Genomic DNA, 16,045 nt, shown 5'->3' on the forward strand with positions numbered 1-16,045 from the left:
GGGGTTGGTTGGATGAAACGTATGGAGCAGGCGTCAGGACGCACCATCATGCTGCAGGGGACCGCATCGGATGTAGGCAAAAGTTTGCTCGCTGCCGCATTATGCCGAATTTTCGTCCAGGACGGCTGGAAGGTCGCACCGTTCAAATCGCAAAATATGTCGCTGAATTCTTACGTTACCCCCGACGGGAAAGAAATCGGGCGTGCTCAAGGAATGCAGGCGGATGCGTGCCGGATAGCGGCAACGACGGATATGAACCCGATTCTGCTGAAGCCTAAGCAGGATATGGTTTCGCAGGTCGTTGTCCATGGGAAGCCGTACAAGGACCTGGATGCACGGACCTATCGCGAAAGCTATCTGTCCGAAGCGGGAGGAATTGTCCGGGAAGCGCTCGCCCGATTGCGCGAGGCTTATGATCTGGTCGTTATTGAGGGAGCGGGCAGTCCGGCCGAGGTGAACCTGAAGGACCGGGATATTGTGAACATGCGGCTGGCCGGCTGGGCCGACGCCCCGGTTCTGCTCGTGGCCGACATAGATCGGGGAGGGGTCTTCGCTTCGATCGTCGGTACGCTTGAAATTCTGACGCCGGAAGAGAGGGATCGGGTCAAGGGCTTCATCATCAACAAGTTCCGCGGGGATGTGTCTCTGCTGAAACCGGGTCTGGATTGGCTGGAGCAGAAGACGGGCAAACCGGTGCTGGGGGTCATTCCATATATCCCCAAGCTGGAGCTGGAGGACGAAGATTCGCTGTCTCTGGAGAACAAGCAGAAGCGGCAGCAGAGCAAGGCAGAGCGGGCGCTCGATATCGCAGTCATCCGGCTGCCCCGTATTTCCAACTTCACGGACCTTGATCCTCTATATGAGGAGGATGATGTTCATCTGCGCTTCGTCTCCTCTACGGAAGAATTGGGCCGCCCCGATGCGCTCATTATTCCGGGAAGCAAAAATACAGTCGAGGATCTGGAGCACCTGAGGCAATGCGGTCTGGACGAGGCTGTTCTGCGCTATATCGGAGAGGGAGGATGGCTCGTCGGAATATGCGGCGGCTACCAAATGCTGGGACAGCGGTTGGTCGACCCCGACTTCAACGAATCGAACCGGGAGGAATCGGCCGGGCTCGGGATTTTTCCCATGGAGACGGTCTTTGTCGCGGACAAAAAAACCGAGCGCGTTGTAGGATATACCCGGGACCGCGATGAAAGCAAAGCGGAGCCGATAGAAGGGTATGAAATTCATATGGGCTTGACTCGTTTCACGGCTCCGGTGGAGCATCCTTTTATGGTAAAGAATGAACGGGATGGAGAAGCCCCGGACAATTATCATCCGGAAGGGGCCGTCACTTCGGACGGACGCGTATGGGGCACATATGTGCACGGAATCCTGCACAATGACGAATTCCGGCGGCGGTGGCTGAACCGTATCCGGCTGAATAAAGGCTGGCCGCCATTAGAAGCCGCTTTCCATTTCCGAGAACGGAGAGAAGCGGCCTTCGACCGATTGGCGGATCATGTAAGAGAACATTTGGCTATCGGAGAAATTTATGAGATGATAGGAATAACGAAGGATCGAACGGATCTGATCAATCATTCGCCGGGAGGGGATCAAGAATGAATATTTACACGAGAACGGGAGATGCCGGCCAGACGGGAGTCATCGGCGGAAGAGTGGATAAGGATAATGTCAGGGTGGAGGCGTACGGCACCGTCGATGAACTGAACTGCTTTGTCGGGCAGGCCATAGCTGTTTTGGAAGAGGACAAATTCGCCGATTTGCGGGACGATTTACTTCAGATTCAGCATGAATTATTTGATTGCGGGCATGATTTGGCCGTACTGCCAAGAGCCAAGAGAGAGTTCAAGCTGGCCTCCGGGTTGGCCGAACGATTGGAAGCGCTCATTGACAAATACGATGCGGAAACCCCCGATATTTCCCGTTTTGTTCTTCCGGGAGGCTCCCAAGCGTCGGCGCTGCTTCATGTATGCCGAACGGTATGCCGGAGAGCGGAGCGCAGAGTCGTTACCCTGGCCAAGGAGGACCAAATCAACGAGGATGTCCGCATTTATTTGAACCGTCTGTCGGATTTCTTCTTTACGGTGGCCCGTACCGTCAATTATCGTCTGGGAGTGCCGGATGTCGAATATATTCGCAGTGCCGAGGTGTTTCGTAGAAAAAAATGAGCTACTATGAGCCGCTAGTCTACACGGTTTCTCCCGAAGAGGAGGGTATCCAGTTAAAAACCATACTGCAGAGCCGAATGCAGCTGTCGCGGAAGCTCCTTTCCCGTCTGAAACGGACCGAGCAAGGAATAACGGTAAACGGGGAACGCAAGTACATCAGTGTTCCGGTGCATGCCGGAGACCGGATCGAAATTCGCATGGAGCAGGAGCAGTCGGAGGATATTCTGCCTGAGGACATCCCGCTGGATATTCTTCATGAGGATGACCATCTGCTAATCGTTAATAAGCCCGCCGGGATGATTGTCCATCCGACGCACGGGCATTATGTGCACACATTGGCCAACGCCGTAGTTCATCATTGGCTGGAGCGGGGGGAGAAGGTCCGTTTTCGTCCGGTGCATCGGCTTGACCAGGAAACGTCAGGAGTATTAGCGATCGCCAAAAATCCGTTCGTCCATCAGCATATTTCCGAGCAGATGAAGGCCCAGCAAGTGCTGAAGGAATATATGGCCGTGGTTCACGGCGAAATGGAGGCGGATGAAGGGACGATTGACGGACCGATTGACCGCGATCCCGAACAGCCTCATTACCGGATAGTGACTCCTGACGGCTATCCGGCTGTTACCCATTATCGGGTTGTAGAGAGGCTGAAGGGGGCAACGCTTGTGGCCGTCAGGCTGGAAACCGGTCGGACGCATCAGATTCGCGTACATATGCTGTCTATAGGCCATCCGCTGATCGGCGACAAGATGTATCCTGCAGGAGGGGGTCCGTCCCTTCCGGGAAAGGCCGGCATCGAACGGCAGGCGCTGCATGCTTATCGGCTGGGCCTGGTTCATCCGGGAACAAGGCGGTATGTCGAGTTCCTGGCGGAGCTTCCGGAGGATATGCAGCGATTGCGGGCGGCTTTATCCGGCGGCACCGGCGCGGCAAGTATTGGAAGCCCGGCGGTGGACGACAGCAAGGGTAGCGGTCCACCGGACTGAAACGCCCGATGGGAAAAATTGTTTTACAAGATTACGTATTAATAAGCAATTTCTATTACAAGTTTGATGAATTGTTTGGTAAGCTATTTATATCAAACTCATGTTCTATAACTTTGCACAAGAGCGAAAATTGATTAAAGGTTTGTTTCAACTGACGAAATATAAGTTTTGATATAAACGTTGCATAGATAGAAAACTATCGCTACTGATTGGCAAACGATTTAACTGTAATTTATGTAGGTAAATTCAAGCGAATGGCAGAAAGTGATTAAAGTAAATGGAAAAACTGCATTTAAAATCGAGTTTTTTTGCCGACATCGCCTTTTTTACCCAAACTAACTGCGGTTTTTCCACTTAGTTTCCGCTTTTTGCTCCAGAGGAGCAAATTAACTGTATGAAATCCAGTTAGGCGCGCCATTCCGTTTGCACGGCATAAATAGACGGGTTTTCAAGGTAGACGTCGAAGTCGTAGAAGCGTCAACGGTACCAGCGGAAAATGAAATAGACGGATTTTCAAGGTAGTAGGCGCGCCATTCCGTTTGCACGGCATAAATAGACGGGTTTTCAAGATAGACTTCCAAGTCGCAGAAGCGTCAACCGTATCGTCAAACAGCACCATCAGATGGATGACAAGACAGCTATATCCTTATCGAGACGTGACCAGGCAAACTGTTGAATGGAATGGCAGAGAAAATGATTCGTCAGGAACGATAATGATCTGCACGGAAAGCTTTACTGCAAGGAGGAATCACAATGAAGCTGAAGATGTACTCTTATCCCAAATGCGACACCTGCCGCAAAGCCCAGAAATGGCTGGAAGCCAAAGGGCATGAGATAACCGTCGTAAATGTGTTCGAGGAGCCTCCTTCCGAATCGGAAATGGCCGATTTGATTGACGGAAGCGGATTGGAGCTGAAGAAGTTTTTCAACACTTCCGGTGAAGTTTATAAAGAGATGAATTTAAAGGATAAATTGGGGCAAATGAGCGAGGAGGAGCAGATCCGGCTGTTGGCGTCTAATGGAAGATTGATCAAGCGCCCCGTCGTGACGGACGGCAGCAAGGTGACGGTCGGCTTCAAGGAGGATATGTACTCGCAAGCATGGGGATGACGGCAAGCTAGTCCGTACAGCATCAGAGGGGGACAGGGTGAATGGAGGCCAAACAAAATCGTAAGGATGAAAGCGTACGGCGGCTGCAAGCCGTATGGCCTTTTTGTCTGACGAAGCTTAAGAAGGGGCTCTCGTATGTGAAAATGGGCTCTTTCGGAGGCGCGATTTTGACAATGCTTGTTTCGGTAGGAGCCTACGCCCTGATCGCTCCGTTGCAATTGGCTGTAGGCATGGTGGTCATGGTGCTGATTCACGAATTGGGCCATGTCGTGGCCGCCAAGCAGAAAGGACTGTCCACTTCCGCACCGGTCTTCATCCCTTTTATCGGTGCGATGGTGAATTTGGAGAGACATCCCCGCAATGCGGCCACGGAAGCCTATATTGCGTTAGGAGGCCCGTTGCTTGGAAGCATCGGTGCATTCGCTTCCTACTGGATAGGGAACCGCTGGGACTCGCTGCTGCTGTTGGCGCTCGCCTATATCGGGTTCATTATTAACCTCGTTAATTTACTGCCGATCCATCCTTTGGATGGCGGACGAATTGCGATAGCGGTGAGCCGCCGGCTCGTTTCCATCGGATTAATTGCCGGGCTGGTCATTATTGTTTACTATCAGCTTTATATTCTATTTATCTTCTGGATTTTGTTCGCCCTGGATCTGGCGCGTAAATATATTGACCGCAAGAGGGGGCCCAAGCTGCGGAGCATAGAGGCATCCTATGAATTGCCGCTGACATGGGTAGAGGACCGGCTGAAGGAGCGGGGGTTGGAGCTTCCGCGGCAGGATCAGCAGAAGGACCTCGAGTTCACTACCTACTCGGAACTGGACGGTCATCAAAAAATGATGTTCCTGTGGGAAGACATAGGCTTGAGAGGGACTCTGCTGCTTCCCGGGCAAGTGCTGGTTCACCGTGCCCGCCTCCTGCAAACCGATATTAAGGATAAGAAGGAAGGGCGATTCTTATTGGTCCGCTGCCGGGCGGATTATTATGCCTATGAGAACGAGGAGTATTTCACTGTACCACAAAGAACACGATGGGCTTTGGGTTCGGTATATCTGACCTTGGCCGTCTCTCTTATTTACATGCTGTATTCGTTCGCCCACGTCGGATGGATGGCGGGCCTTGAGAACACATAACCAGCTTGGCAAAAGGGCTGACTGCTCGACGTGCAGCGCCGCAGCCGTTCGCCGGGAATGCATCAAAAATAAGCAAGAGCGGTATAGTTTACTATTGGTACGATCTCCGCTGCGGCCATGTGGATTGGGGCAATGGCAGGGCAGTTGCGGTATCGGTAAAGCCTAATGGTGGTACTGCATTACGAAACGGTAACGGCATAAGTCGTTGTTTACATTTAATGTTGTTAAGGATATGGCATATAGTGAAAGAGTAAAAGGAGAGGCTATATAAGCTTTTAGGTTCTACAATAAGATTGGCAAACAGGGTTCGCAAGTCAGCCGGTGTGCCGGCATGAGTGGGGGAAAGGAACGATGAAGGTTAGATCGTCCGAACGGATTCGGCAATTAGGTTCGGCCATCTTCGCTGAGATGGAGCAATGGAAAGAGGAGGTCAGCCGGCAGGGGACCGACATCATTGATCTGGGCATCGGCAGTCCGGACCTGCCTCCTTCCGACAAGGTGATGGAGGTTCTGGCGAAGGCCGTGACCAATCCGGCCAATTACGGGTACCCGACGCGATCCGGAGGACGCGGCTTCAGGGAGGCGGTCTCCCGTTGGTATGATTACCGATTCGGGGTGCAATTGGATCCGGAGAATGAAGTGCTGACATTGATGGGCTCTCAGGATGGCCTGGCGCATTTGGCTATGGCGGTAGCCGATCCGGGGGATGTCGCCATCGTACCGGATCCGGGATATCCGATCTATCATGCCAGTTTGGTGTTGGCGGGGGTCACGCCGAGGATGATGCCGTTGAGGGCGGAAAATCACTTCTTGCCGGTGCTGGAAGATATTCCGGAGGAAGTAGTTCGCCGTGCCAAGTTCATACTGTGCAGCTATCCCAGCAACCCGCTTTCGGCAGTGGCGGACCGCCAATTTTTTGAGAAGCTGGTCCGTTTCGCCCGGGATCATGATCTTCTTGTCGTACATGATCTGGCTTATTCCGAGCTTGCCTTCGACGATTATGAGCCGACAAGCATTCTTCAGGTCGAAGGGGCCAAAGAGGTTGCTGTCGAATTTCATTCATTGTCGAAGAGCTACAATATGGCCGGCTGCAGGCTCGCTTATATGGTCGGTAATCCCGAAGCGGTTCGGGCATTGGGTGAACTGAAGTCCAACATCGATTATGGTGTATTCGAGGCTATCCAACAAGCCGGCATTGCGGCTCTGGAGGAAGACCGGCAAGGAACAGGCCCAAGGGTAGCGGAGGTCTACCAAAGGCGGCGGGATATATTAATCAATGGCTTGCGCCGGGCAGGCTGGGCGATTCCGACACCTAAAGCGACAATGTTCCTGTGGGCGCCTATCCCGAAAGGCTGGACATCTCGACAAATTTCCCGGGAAATTTTGTATTCTACAGGCGTTGTCGTTATTCCGGGAGACGCGTTCGGACAGGAAGGGGAAGGCTATGTTCGAATTGCGCTTGTACGTGATGATAAGGTGCTCGAGGAAGTTGTCGCAAGACTGTCCCGTTTTATAGAGGAACGAAAACAAGAGGGCCGCTGGTAACATATCCGGCAAGGGCCCTTCTTTTTTTACCACATTAGAAAGTTTAAGTTCATTAAAGCATTAAAATGGGACAAACTTTCTAATTGGCATAAAAAGCTTCCTCTAGTACCGGGTTATTCGTCTTCGAAAAGGCTCCGTTAGGAGCTTTTTTTACCACATTAGAAAGTTTAAGTTCAATAAAGCATTAAAATGGAACAACTTTCTAATTGGCGATAAAAACATCCTTTAAACGCGGTCGCTCATCCATGAAATACTCCGATAGGAGTTTTTCTCACAAGGATTTCTATCGGCATAAAAAGATTCATTTGGAAGCGGGAGTAATCTTTATGCAGCCAACCAATACGTTGAGAGGAAAAGTCAAGCAGATTTTTGTCATGCTAATCCCCATCTTGATAACGCAGTTGGGGATGTTTTCGATGGTGTTCTTCAATACGATCATGTCGGGAAAATACAATTCATCGGATTTGGCCGGAGTAGCGATCGGCTCCTCGATTTGGAATCCGGTATTTACCGGGTTAAGTGGAATTTTGCTTGCCGTATCTCCCATTGCCGCCCAACGTTTTGGGGAAAAGAAGGACAGTGAAGTTGCATCGATTGTTGCTAACGGAATTTATTTGGCTCTTCTGATCGCTGCCACAGTCATTTTACTTGGTTATTTTCTATTGGAGCCTTTATTGGAACTAATGAACCTGTCCGATGATGTTCGGGAGACGGCCCACGATTATTTAGTGGGGTTAAGTTTCGGAATTGTCCCGCTCTTTATTTTTAACGTCCTGCGATCGTTTATCTACGCCCTTGGGAAAACCCGGGTAGTCATGGTCATTATGATTCTTTCCCTGCCTCTTAATTTTCTGTTGAATTACATGCTCATTTACGGACGGATGGGCCTGCCAGAGCTGGGAGGCGCCGGTGCGGGCTACGCGACCTCTATCACCTATTGGGCTATTGCCGGAATGACCGCATGGATTGTTAAAAAGCAGGTTCCCTTCTCAGCTTATCCTGTGTTATCAAGCTTTAAGGCTTTCTCTATCCGCAGAAGCAAGGAAATCTTGCAGATCGGGGTACCTATGGGCTTGTCGGCCTTTTTTGAAACGAGCATGTTTGCAATGGTGACCATCCTTATAAGCAGGTTCAGTGTCACGACGATAGCGGCGTATCAGTCCGCCCTGAACATTGTCTCTTTCCTGTATATGATACCGGTCAGCATTTCTTTGGCCTTGACCGTTCTTGTTGGATATGAGGCCGGCGCCAAACGTTATAATGACGCGAGGACGTACAGTTGGCTGGGGATCGTCCTGTCCGTGATGATGGCTCTGGTTACGGGCTTGCTGGTGGTGTTCTTCCGTTATACCGTCGCCGGTTTCTACTCTAACGAAGAAGCCGTCATCTATTTAACGGCTCACTTCTTAATCTATGCGCTGTTCTTCCAGATTTCCGACGCGATCCAAGTGACGGCGCAGGCGGCTTTAAGAGGATACAAGGATGTTAATACAGCCTTCATGATCACCCTGGTCGCTTATTGGCTGGTCTGTTTGCCGCTCGGTTATTTTCTGGCGTACTACACCGGGCTCGGCGCGACCGGATTTTGGATCGGTCTGACCTTCGGCTTGCTTGCTGCGGGTGTCTGCTTGTCCATCAGGCTCATCTATATTCAAAAACGCAAATTTAGCGGTGTATCGATTCAGCAAGACGGGAAATAGAGTAGCAGCCTGGAGAGCTCGTGGGCCCACACCTCTAGACTTGGCGGACTTTCGGCCAGAAGGACGGGCAGGCTTCCGATATGGTCCAAATTCTGATGGGTTATCATCACCCAAATAGAACTATATTTAAGGAGGGTGTAAAAAAGAGAGACAGGGAATGGAAACAAAGAGGGGAAAGGAAGACCGGCTTATATCGGAACGGTCCGGTTCGAAAAGACGGGGCATAAGACTTTAAGACTCTGAGAAATGTTAAAGGACAGGGAATTAAGCTCCCTGTCCTTCGGTATTCTGCAGCATAGATGGCCTGCGAGTCTGTCCGATGAAATATTTATCAGATAGCAGGTTATAAGGTTGTCAGAGTGCAGCGATACAAAAGCCTGCAGAAATACATCTTTTTGAGTTTGCTATTCCGTTATTGGGTTAAAGCCTGCGATAGTACATCTTTTTGCTTCTTGAAGCAGGCGTTTCAGCCATTTGGAAAGAGAATTCGTGCATTTTCGCAGGCTTTTCTCTCGAACATCTCCATTCGCTTCATAATTGATGTATTATCGCAGCAATTTAGGTTCGCCCAATCGCCCAAGGCAGGAAAAACCGATCATCATTCCACTTAACCGAAGGTTATCGCTCCCTCTGGACTGGTAAAGACTCCGCTTAACTTGAATTATGCCCAAATATTCATCGAGAGACTCTTAGCAGTTCTCTTGAGCCGTTCCTGTCGAAGCAATGGCCTGGCGGACAAAGCCTTCATTGTCGTCTAACAGCTGCCGGGCCTTGTCGCAATCTACATTGGCGAGGATCATGACGATGGCCGTCTTGACATGGCCTCCGGAGGCTTCATAGGCTTCAACGACTCTTTCCTCGGGCGCTTGGGTGGCCATCTGAATAATTCTCTTGGCGCGGTGGACGAGCTTTTCGTTGGAAGGGTTTAAATCGACCATTAAATTGTCGTACACTTTCCCTATCCGAATCATAGAAGACGTTGTAAGCATGTTGAGGATAAGCTTCTGTGCCGTTCCCGCCTTCATCCGGGTCGAACCGAGAATGACCTCCGGCCCGACGACGGCTTCAAGCATCAAGTCGGCTTCAGCCGTCATAGGCGTATGATAGTTATTGGTTAATCCAATAACTGTGGCGCCCCTCTCTCTGGCTCGCCTCATCGCCCCCAGCACATAAGGGGTCCGGCCGCTGGCAGCGATGCCAACGACGACGTCCTGCGGTCCGATTTCATGCTGATCCATATCGGAGGCCCCCCAATCCTCGCTGTCCTCGGCGCCTTCCACCGCATCTTTAACCGCCTGAAAGCCTCCGGCGATAATGCCTTGTACCATGGATGGAGGGGTTCCGAAAGTAGGAGGGCATTCCGAGGCGTCGAGAATACCGAGGCGCCCGCTTGTTCCGGCACCGACATAGAACAGGCGTCCGCCGCTTTTGAAGGCTTCGACAATAAAGTCGGCCGCCTGGGCAATCTTCGGAATCAAAGGTTCAATGGAATCCGTGATGAGCTTATCTTCCGCATGAATCAGTCTCATGATCTGTTCCGTATCGAGCTGGTCGATATTCCGGGTCCGGTCATTGATCTGTTCCGTCGTAAGCCCGTTAAGCAAGTTACTCATAACCATGAACTCCTTCTTCTTAAAGATTCTGGCCCTGCATGGCCTGGAGAGCGGCCCCATATGCCGGACTGCGCAGCGAGGGGTATATCCGGATATCCGGATACGTTTCGCTCAGCTTCAAACTAAAGGTTTCCTTAAATAAGGATGAATGCTTAAAAATCGACCCGGCCGCAACCAGATCCGCGCTTGAAAACCACGGTTCCTTGCCGATCAAGGCGGTGGTCTGCTCAACCAATTCATGGGCAGCCTCTCTAATGATGCCCACGGCGGCAGGGTCATCGTGAAGGCTTGCTTGTATGCAATAACGGGCAAATTCGGCAATATGCTGTTTTTGAATATCCGGTGTATAAATATAGCTTTTTAATTCAGTTACGGATTGGAAGGAATAAGCCTCTTTGACTAAATCGGTCATCATCGTCTGGGGCAAGACGCCATCATAGCTTTTCATAATCGTCTGCAGCGTCTTTAAGCCGATGGCATAACCGCTGCCTCCGTCACCAAGCAGATGTCCCCAGCCTCCCGTTCTCCATCGCTTGCCTTCCGGAGTCACTCCGTATACGATAGAGCCCGTACCGGAAACCGATACAATTCCATGATTATGCGATAGAGAAGCCATCAGAACAATTTCCGCATCGTTCGTTACCATGATGGGCAGCGACAAGTCGCGCCGGGCAAAGTACTGCTCCAGTGCGTGCGCAAATCGGCTCCTCTCCTCCGGAAGATCCACTCCCGCCAGACCAAGACATAATCCGGCACAGCTTCCCGCCGCCAAGTCCGGGAGGCTTACCAGATTGTCCAAGAGCTCCTGCAAATGAGTCCATGCTTGCGGAAAGCCCAGTGACCGGGGATTGGTAGAGGGACCCTTCAGGCTGACAAGCTGCTCCCCGGAAGCATTGAGAATAACCGCTTCTGTTTTAGTCCCGCCGCCGTCCACACCGATATAATAATTCATAATTGGCACCTACCTTATGAAATCATTCCGAAGCATAGTTCCTATCTGTATTTATATCACCCATATTCGGCACTTGTCTGCCTTAGTACATGCGGTTCTGATAAAAAGTATAAAGTATAGCCGGTCATTTGTAAAATTAAATTTCACGAACAAAAACGTATATTGAAATTTTATTTTATTAATTATATAATATTCAATAATGGAAGCGATTGCAATTCAAAGAATCAGCGGCTGCTCCTATCCGGCCCGGTTTTGGCATGGAATCAGCCGGAATGAAACAGATACACCGGAATAGGATAGGGAACAAGACGTGGTGAAGATAGCTGTTAAATAGAAGAAGCCGGTCGATATCCGGCTATCAGTGAGGAGGAGTCTAGGTGAGCAAGAACAGGGTACTGACCGGTGCGGACCGATTGCCGGAAGTGGAGCAGAGCTTTGTGCGGGACAAAAGAATCGGGTTGTTGACCAATCCGACGGGCAGAACGTCCTCACTAGAATCAGTCATAGACATTTGCGCTAATTTACAGTCAGCCAAGCTAACGGCACTTTTTGCGTGTGAGCATGGGATTCGCGGGGAGCGCCAGGCTGGCGTTCTGTTCGAGGACGAAATCGATGAACAGCATGGGATTCCGGTATACAGCCTATACGGAAAACGGAGAAAACCGGAGCCGGAAATGCTCGAACAGGTTGACGCCGTTGTTTTTGACATTCAGGATTTGGGTGTCCGGTTCTATACTTATTTGACCACCCTTATCTATACGATGGGAGCCTGCGCCGAAAGCGGCAAGGAAATGATTGTGCTGGACCGGCCTAATCCTCTCGGGGGAATCATTTGTGAAGGAGGCGTTCTGCAGGAGGGGTACCGTTCCATGGTAGGGGCGTGGCCGATTCCGTTCCGCACCGGGATGACGATCGGAGAATTTGCGAAATGGGTCAATTCGGAAATGGATAAGCCTTGTAACCTGCAGGTCGTGCCGATGATCGGCTGGCATAGAGGAATGGAGTACAGCGATACGGGCTTGCCGTGGATTATGCCTTCGCCCAATATTCCTACCCTCGATTCTGCCCGTGTATATCCGGGAACCTGTCTGATCGAGGGGACGAATTTGTCCGAAGGACGCGGAACGACCCGGCCGTTCGAACTGATCGGCGCTCCGTGGCTGAACGGCAAGAAGCTGGCGGAGACGATGAATGATCTGGAGCTGCCCGGGGTCCGGTTCTGTCCGACGTACTTTACCCCCACCTTCTCCAAGCATCAGGGAGAGCTGTGCGCGGGGGTTCAATTGTTCGTGACCGACCGCCATAAGTTCCGACCGGTCACTGTCGGGCTGCACTTGCTAAAGGCGGTTCAGCGCATGCACCCGGGCCGCTTTGAATGGCTGCCTCCTTATAAGGAAGGCGGCAAGCCATTTATCGATCTCTTGTCGGGCAGCGATGCGGTCCGGACCAAGCTTCATACGCCAACCGGTTTGGAGGAGATCACTGCGGAATGGGACCGACAAGCCGCCGAGTGGGAAGAGAAGAGGAAGCCCTATCTTCTATACGGAGAGGAAAGTGAATAACCCCCGGTCAATAGTCTATATAAGTTTAGAAGCTATAAACGGCAATCCTGGTTGGCTTACGGAAGAAACGATGTCCCTTTGCGGTATTAAGAGGAAGACGGGGGAAGACAAGGGACCGTTCATGCGGGAAGGAGAATTGGAATGATCCATTGGTTAAATCATCTTGTATCCCGGAATGTCAAGGTGATCGTCGGCCTTATGTCGGGTACGTCCCTGGATGGAATCGATGCAGCCATTGTACGGATTGAAGGGGTAGGCACCGATTCCCGGGTGGAGCTGCTGCACTTTACGACCGTTCCGTATGAGGATGAGCTTCGGGAACGGTTGAAGGAGCTGTGTACCCTGGACCGTTCCAATACGGCAGGCGTCTGCTCGATGAATTTCGAGCTTGGCCTGAGGTTGGCGGAAGCGGTCCGTCAGGCGGTGGCTGAGGCGGGGATACCTTTGGCCGATGTCGATCTGGTCAGCTCGCACGGCCAGACGGTCTGGCACATCCCCGCCGATGAGCCGGGCTTCGTCCGCTCCACGCTGCAGATCGGCGACCTGTCGGTCATCGCCAAGAAGACCGGCCTGCCGGTCATGGGCGATTACCGCACCGCCGATATGGCCGTGGGCGGACAAGGCGCGCCGCTCACGCCGTATGCCGATTACATCCTGTTCCGGGACGACCGCCGCGGGCGGATCGTCCAGAACATCGGAGGCATCGGCAACTGCGCCGCCATCCCCGCCGCCGCCCGCCCCGAGCAGGTCGTAGCGTTCGATACCGGCCCCGGCAACATGCTGATAGACCAGGCGGTCTATCAGCTGTCGGGCGGGGAGAGGAGCTACGACGACGGAGGGGCTTGGGCGGCGCAGGGGGAGGCGGACGCGCGCCTGCTCGGCGAGATGCTGAGCCACCCCTATTTCCGCCTGAAGCCGGTGAAGACTACGGGCCGGGAGATGTTCGGCAAGGCGTATGCGGCGGAATGGCTCGGGAAGGCGGCTGCGCGCGGCCTCGCTCCCGCGGACGTGATCGCCACGTTCACGGCGTTCACGGCAAGGTCGATCGCCGACAGCTACCGTGATTTCCTCTTCCCGCTGTACGCGGTAGAGGAAATCATCGTCAGCGGCGGCGGAGCCCGCAACGCCACGCTGCTTCGCCAGCTTGGCGAGCTGCTGCCGGACCAGCGCATTCTCGTCTCCGACGATTTGGGCGTGTCCGGCGATGCGAAGGAAGCGATCGCCTTCGCCCTGTTTGCGAACAACGCCGTTCATGGCGTTGCCAACAATCTTCCATCCGCCACCGGAGCGGAAAGGCCTGTCATTATGGGCAAACTGGCTTTGCCGGATTGAGTCGTTCACGGCTAGTCTTGAGTTTCAGGAAATCATCTTTGGGGGGGCATTCTTTGCCCTCTATTGCTTTTTGGACAAATTTAAGCTGTCAGGTTGAAGTTTGTCTCAAAATGTGCGAAACCGTTTGAGCAGATCGGCGTCTAAATTATAGGGAATCTTATCTTTTTTTGGAAGTGTCGATTTTTCTTTTATTCATTTCCGGCCTTACTAAAAAAAAGCAGTATAGAATGAACAACGGGTTGGCTGCGTTTATCTGCAACATGGTAGAGAAGCTATTTACATATAAACTCAACCCTCTAATCTCAGAGTACGAATTTTTTATGGAGTAGAGCATCTTAAGCGTTTGTTTAATAAAAGTGGCATGCCGTCGCCGGAGTAGTTCTTGGCCGCGAAATCCCTCGATACTCTTAATATGGGTAATTGTGGCTGCAGCTTTCTGCGATGCAGGTCTTTCTTGTTGAGTTTAACCGCCGGCGTTGTTAACGTTCGGGAAACGGCTAATTATATGTGAGCCAAGAGAGGAAGGTACGACATGAAGTTTAAGCTGTTAACCCTGGGAACCCGAGGGGATGTGCAGCCTTTTATTTCATTGGGACAGGCTCTGCAGAAGGCCGGCCATTCGGTCACGATCTGCACGGCGGACTCGTTCAAAGCCGGCGTTCTTCAGGCCGGCATTGAGTTTGCCTCGATTCGGGCGGATTTCCTCGCCTTGACCCAATCGGAAGAAGGAAAAAAGCTGATCAGCGGCAATCCGGTAGAAATTATGCGAAAGATGAAGTCGCTGATCTATCCTCTTATGAAAAACATGCTCACCGATTTGTGGACAGCTTCCCAAGGGGCGGAAGCCTTGATTTATCATCCCAAGGCATTCGGCGGGTTCGACATTGCGGAGAAGCTAAACGTTCCGGTATTTACCGCTCATCCGGTTCCGCTTATCGCTCCCACCTCTCTGTTTACCAATCCGGTCTTCCCGTTTTCGCTCGGCCTGGGTTGGCTTAACCGGCGGAGCTATGTTTTCAACCGGTTTTTTATGAGTTCATTTATGAAAATTATCAATCCGTGGAGAGAGCAAGTTTTAGGACTGCCCGGAAGAAGCGTATGGAGCAATGATTTGAAGGTGAACGGGCGCGAGATTCCTGTTCTGTACGGCTGCAGCCCGACGGTCATCCCGTATGATCCGCGATGGAAGGTGCGCGTGAGCATGGCCGGGTTCTGGTTTCTGAACGAGGAGGAGACCTGGCAGCCGCCGGAAGGCCTGTCCGATTTCCTGCACCAAGGCCCGGCTCCGTTAGTGTTCAGCTTTAGCAGCATGCCGCTTAAGCAGCCGGCTTTGGCCGAGGAGATGATCGCTGAAGCTTTAAGAAGAACAGAACGGCGGGCGGTGCTCATTACGGGCTGGAGCGGTATGAAGAACCGTGAAGTGAATGAACAGCTTCATGTCATTGACTCCGTGCCCCACTCGTGGCTTTTTCCCCGGTCGGCGGGAGTGATTCATCATGGCGGAGCGGGAACTACGGCTGAGGCCCTTCGTTCGGGTAAACCGATGCTCGTCTGTCCTTTTACAGGGGATCAGCCCTTCTGGGCCAGGCGTATGCGGGAATTGGGAGTATCCGTTCAACCGCTTAGAGAGAAAGAAATGACCGTCGAGGCGTTCACCCAACGGATTCGCGAGCTTACGGCTGATGAAGCGTTGTCCCATAAAGCTCAAGCTCTGGCCCAAACTATTCAACAAGAGAACGGTCCGGAGGAAACGGTCCGGTTTATTCATAAACAGCTGGAGCAATGGGGATAGTGTGCTTCTCTCGCATCCCCCTTTGTAACTTGCCGAAAAACGGGGGCTCGCTGTGTGGCGGTGGCAGATAATTCGGGCAGACTAGGAAAATTCTCGATTAAAAGCAATAGTACATTTATTTTTTCAGGTTTGTGGGAATG

At 52.0% G+C, this 16,045-nt stretch carries 12 protein-coding genes; 10 read left to right on the plus strand and 2 right to left on the minus strand.

The features are described 5' to 3' along the window. The first annotated feature begins 12 nt into the window (after nt 1–12). The 7 genes from ACFQ03_RS24870 (at nt 13) to ACFQ03_RS24900 (ending at nt 8,654) form a co-directional block, all read left to right on the plus strand. Complete coding sequence (locus ACFQ03_RS24870) at nt 13–1,611, plus strand: cobyric acid synthase (protein ID WP_313960606.1); 1,599 nt, start codon at nt 13–15, stop codon at nt 1,609–1,611. After that, nucleotides 1,608–2,177: a cob(I)yrinic acid a,c-diamide adenosyltransferase gene (locus ACFQ03_RS24875; protein ID WP_144939994.1), complete on the plus strand. Its 570-nt coding sequence runs from the start codon at nt 1,608–1,610 to the stop codon at nt 2,175–2,177. Before ACFQ03_RS24870 ends, ACFQ03_RS24875 begins: the two co-directional genes overlap by 4 nt. Further along, nucleotides 2,174–3,163: an RluA family pseudouridine synthase gene (locus ACFQ03_RS24880; RefSeq protein WP_144939996.1), complete on the plus strand. Its 990-nt coding sequence runs from the start codon at nt 2,174–2,176 to the stop codon at nt 3,161–3,163. Before ACFQ03_RS24875 ends, ACFQ03_RS24880 begins: the two co-directional genes overlap by 4 nt. Nucleotides 3,164–3,916: 753 nt before the next feature. Further along, nucleotides 3,917–4,273 (plus strand): arsenate reductase family protein, encoded by a 357-nt coding sequence (locus ACFQ03_RS24885; protein WP_379291701.1) that lies wholly within the window; start codon nt 3,917–3,919, stop codon nt 4,271–4,273. A gap of 41 nt (nt 4,274–4,314) precedes the next feature. Beyond that, entirely contained in the window at nt 4,315–5,409 is a 1,095-nt protein-coding gene (locus ACFQ03_RS24890) for a site-2 protease family protein (RefSeq protein ID WP_144940000.1), read from the plus strand. Between the two features lie 351 nt (nt 5,410–5,760). Beyond that, a complete protein-coding gene (locus ACFQ03_RS24895; protein ID WP_379291704.1) occupies nt 5,761–6,954 on the plus strand; it encodes an aminotransferase class I/II-fold pyridoxal phosphate-dependent enzyme in 1,194 nt (397 codons plus the stop codon). A gap of 245 nt (nt 6,955–7,199) precedes the next feature. Beyond that, the gene (locus ACFQ03_RS24900) at nt 7,200–8,654 is read left to right on the plus strand and encodes an MATE family efflux transporter (protein ID WP_379291706.1); all 1,455 of its coding nucleotides are present in this window, start codon (nt 7,200–7,202) and stop codon (nt 8,652–8,654) included. 689 nt (nt 8,655–9,343) lie between these two features. On the opposite strand, the gene murQ is transcribed toward ACFQ03_RS24900, so the two are convergent. Together murQ and ACFQ03_RS24910 are read right to left on the minus strand one after the other, a co-directional pair. Beyond that, nucleotides 9,344–10,267: an N-acetylmuramic acid 6-phosphate etherase gene (gene murQ / locus ACFQ03_RS24905; RefSeq protein WP_379291708.1), complete on the minus strand. Its 924-nt coding sequence runs from the start codon at nt 10,265–10,267 to the stop codon at nt 9,344–9,346. A 19-nt stretch (nt 10,268–10,286) separates the two neighbouring features. After that, the gene (locus ACFQ03_RS24910) at nt 10,287–11,219 is read right to left on the minus strand and encodes a BadF/BadG/BcrA/BcrD ATPase family protein (protein WP_379291710.1); all 933 of its coding nucleotides are present in this window, start codon (nt 11,217–11,219) and stop codon (nt 10,287–10,289) included. A 377-nt stretch (nt 11,220–11,596) separates the two neighbouring features. Here ACFQ03_RS24910 and ACFQ03_RS24915 point away from each other — a divergent pair, with 377 nt between their 5' ends. The 3 genes from ACFQ03_RS24915 to ACFQ03_RS24925 all read left to right on the plus strand — a co-directional run bounded on the left by ACFQ03_RS24915 (nt 11,597) and on the right by ACFQ03_RS24925 (nt 15,905). Further along, nucleotides 11,597–12,781, plus strand: a complete 1,185-nt coding sequence (locus ACFQ03_RS24915) for an exo-beta-N-acetylmuramidase NamZ family protein (RefSeq protein WP_144941397.1) — start codon at nt 11,597–11,599, stop codon at nt 12,779–12,781. A 141-nt stretch (nt 12,782–12,922) separates the two neighbouring features. Then, nucleotides 12,923–14,113, plus strand: a complete 1,191-nt coding sequence (locus ACFQ03_RS24920) for an anhydro-N-acetylmuramic acid kinase (protein ID WP_144941399.1) — start codon at nt 12,923–12,925, stop codon at nt 14,111–14,113. A gap of 532 nt (nt 14,114–14,645) precedes the next feature. Next, on the plus strand, nt 14,646–15,905 hold the full coding sequence (locus ACFQ03_RS24925) for a glycosyltransferase (protein WP_379291713.1): 1,260 nt from the start codon (nt 14,646–14,648) through the stop codon (nt 15,903–15,905). The last annotated feature ends 140 nt before the right edge of the window (nt 15,906–16,045 follow it).

The organism is Paenibacillus residui, from assembly GCF_042677205.1.
Classification (GTDB): domain Bacteria; phylum Bacillota; class Bacilli; order Paenibacillales; family NBRC-103111; genus Paenibacillus_L; species Paenibacillus_L residui.

Coding starts and splice junctions, on each gene's coding strand:
- ACFQ03_RS24910 (WP_379291710.1), bottom strand. CDS start 11,219: ATGAATTATTATATCGGTGTGGACGGCGGCGGGACTAAAACAGAAGCG.
- ACFQ03_RS24890 (WP_144940000.1), top strand. CDS start 4,315: ATGGAGGCCAAACAAAATCGTAAGGATGAAAGCGTACGGCGGCTGCAA.
- ACFQ03_RS24920 (WP_144941399.1), top strand. CDS start 12,923: ATGATCCATTGGTTAAATCATCTTGTATCCCGGAATGTCAAGGTGATC.
- ACFQ03_RS24880 (WP_144939996.1), top strand. CDS start 2,174: ATGAGCTACTATGAGCCGCTAGTCTACACGGTTTCTCCCGAAGAGGAG.
- ACFQ03_RS24925 (WP_379291713.1), top strand. CDS start 14,646: ATGAAGTTTAAGCTGTTAACCCTGGGAACCCGAGGGGATGTGCAGCCT.
- ACFQ03_RS24870 (WP_313960606.1), top strand. CDS start 13: ATGAAACGTATGGAGCAGGCGTCAGGACGCACCATCATGCTGCAGGGG.
- ACFQ03_RS24875 (WP_144939994.1), top strand. CDS start 1,608: ATGAATATTTACACGAGAACGGGAGATGCCGGCCAGACGGGAGTCATC.
- ACFQ03_RS24895 (WP_379291704.1), top strand. CDS start 5,761: ATGAAGGTTAGATCGTCCGAACGGATTCGGCAATTAGGTTCGGCCATC.
- ACFQ03_RS24885 (WP_379291701.1), top strand. CDS start 3,917: ATGAAGCTGAAGATGTACTCTTATCCCAAATGCGACACCTGCCGCAAA.
- murQ (WP_379291708.1), bottom strand. CDS start 10,267: ATGAGTAACTTGCTTAACGGGCTTACGACGGAACAGATCAATGACCGG.
- ACFQ03_RS24900 (WP_379291706.1), top strand. CDS start 7,200: ATGAAATACTCCGATAGGAGTTTTTCTCACAAGGATTTCTATCGGCAT.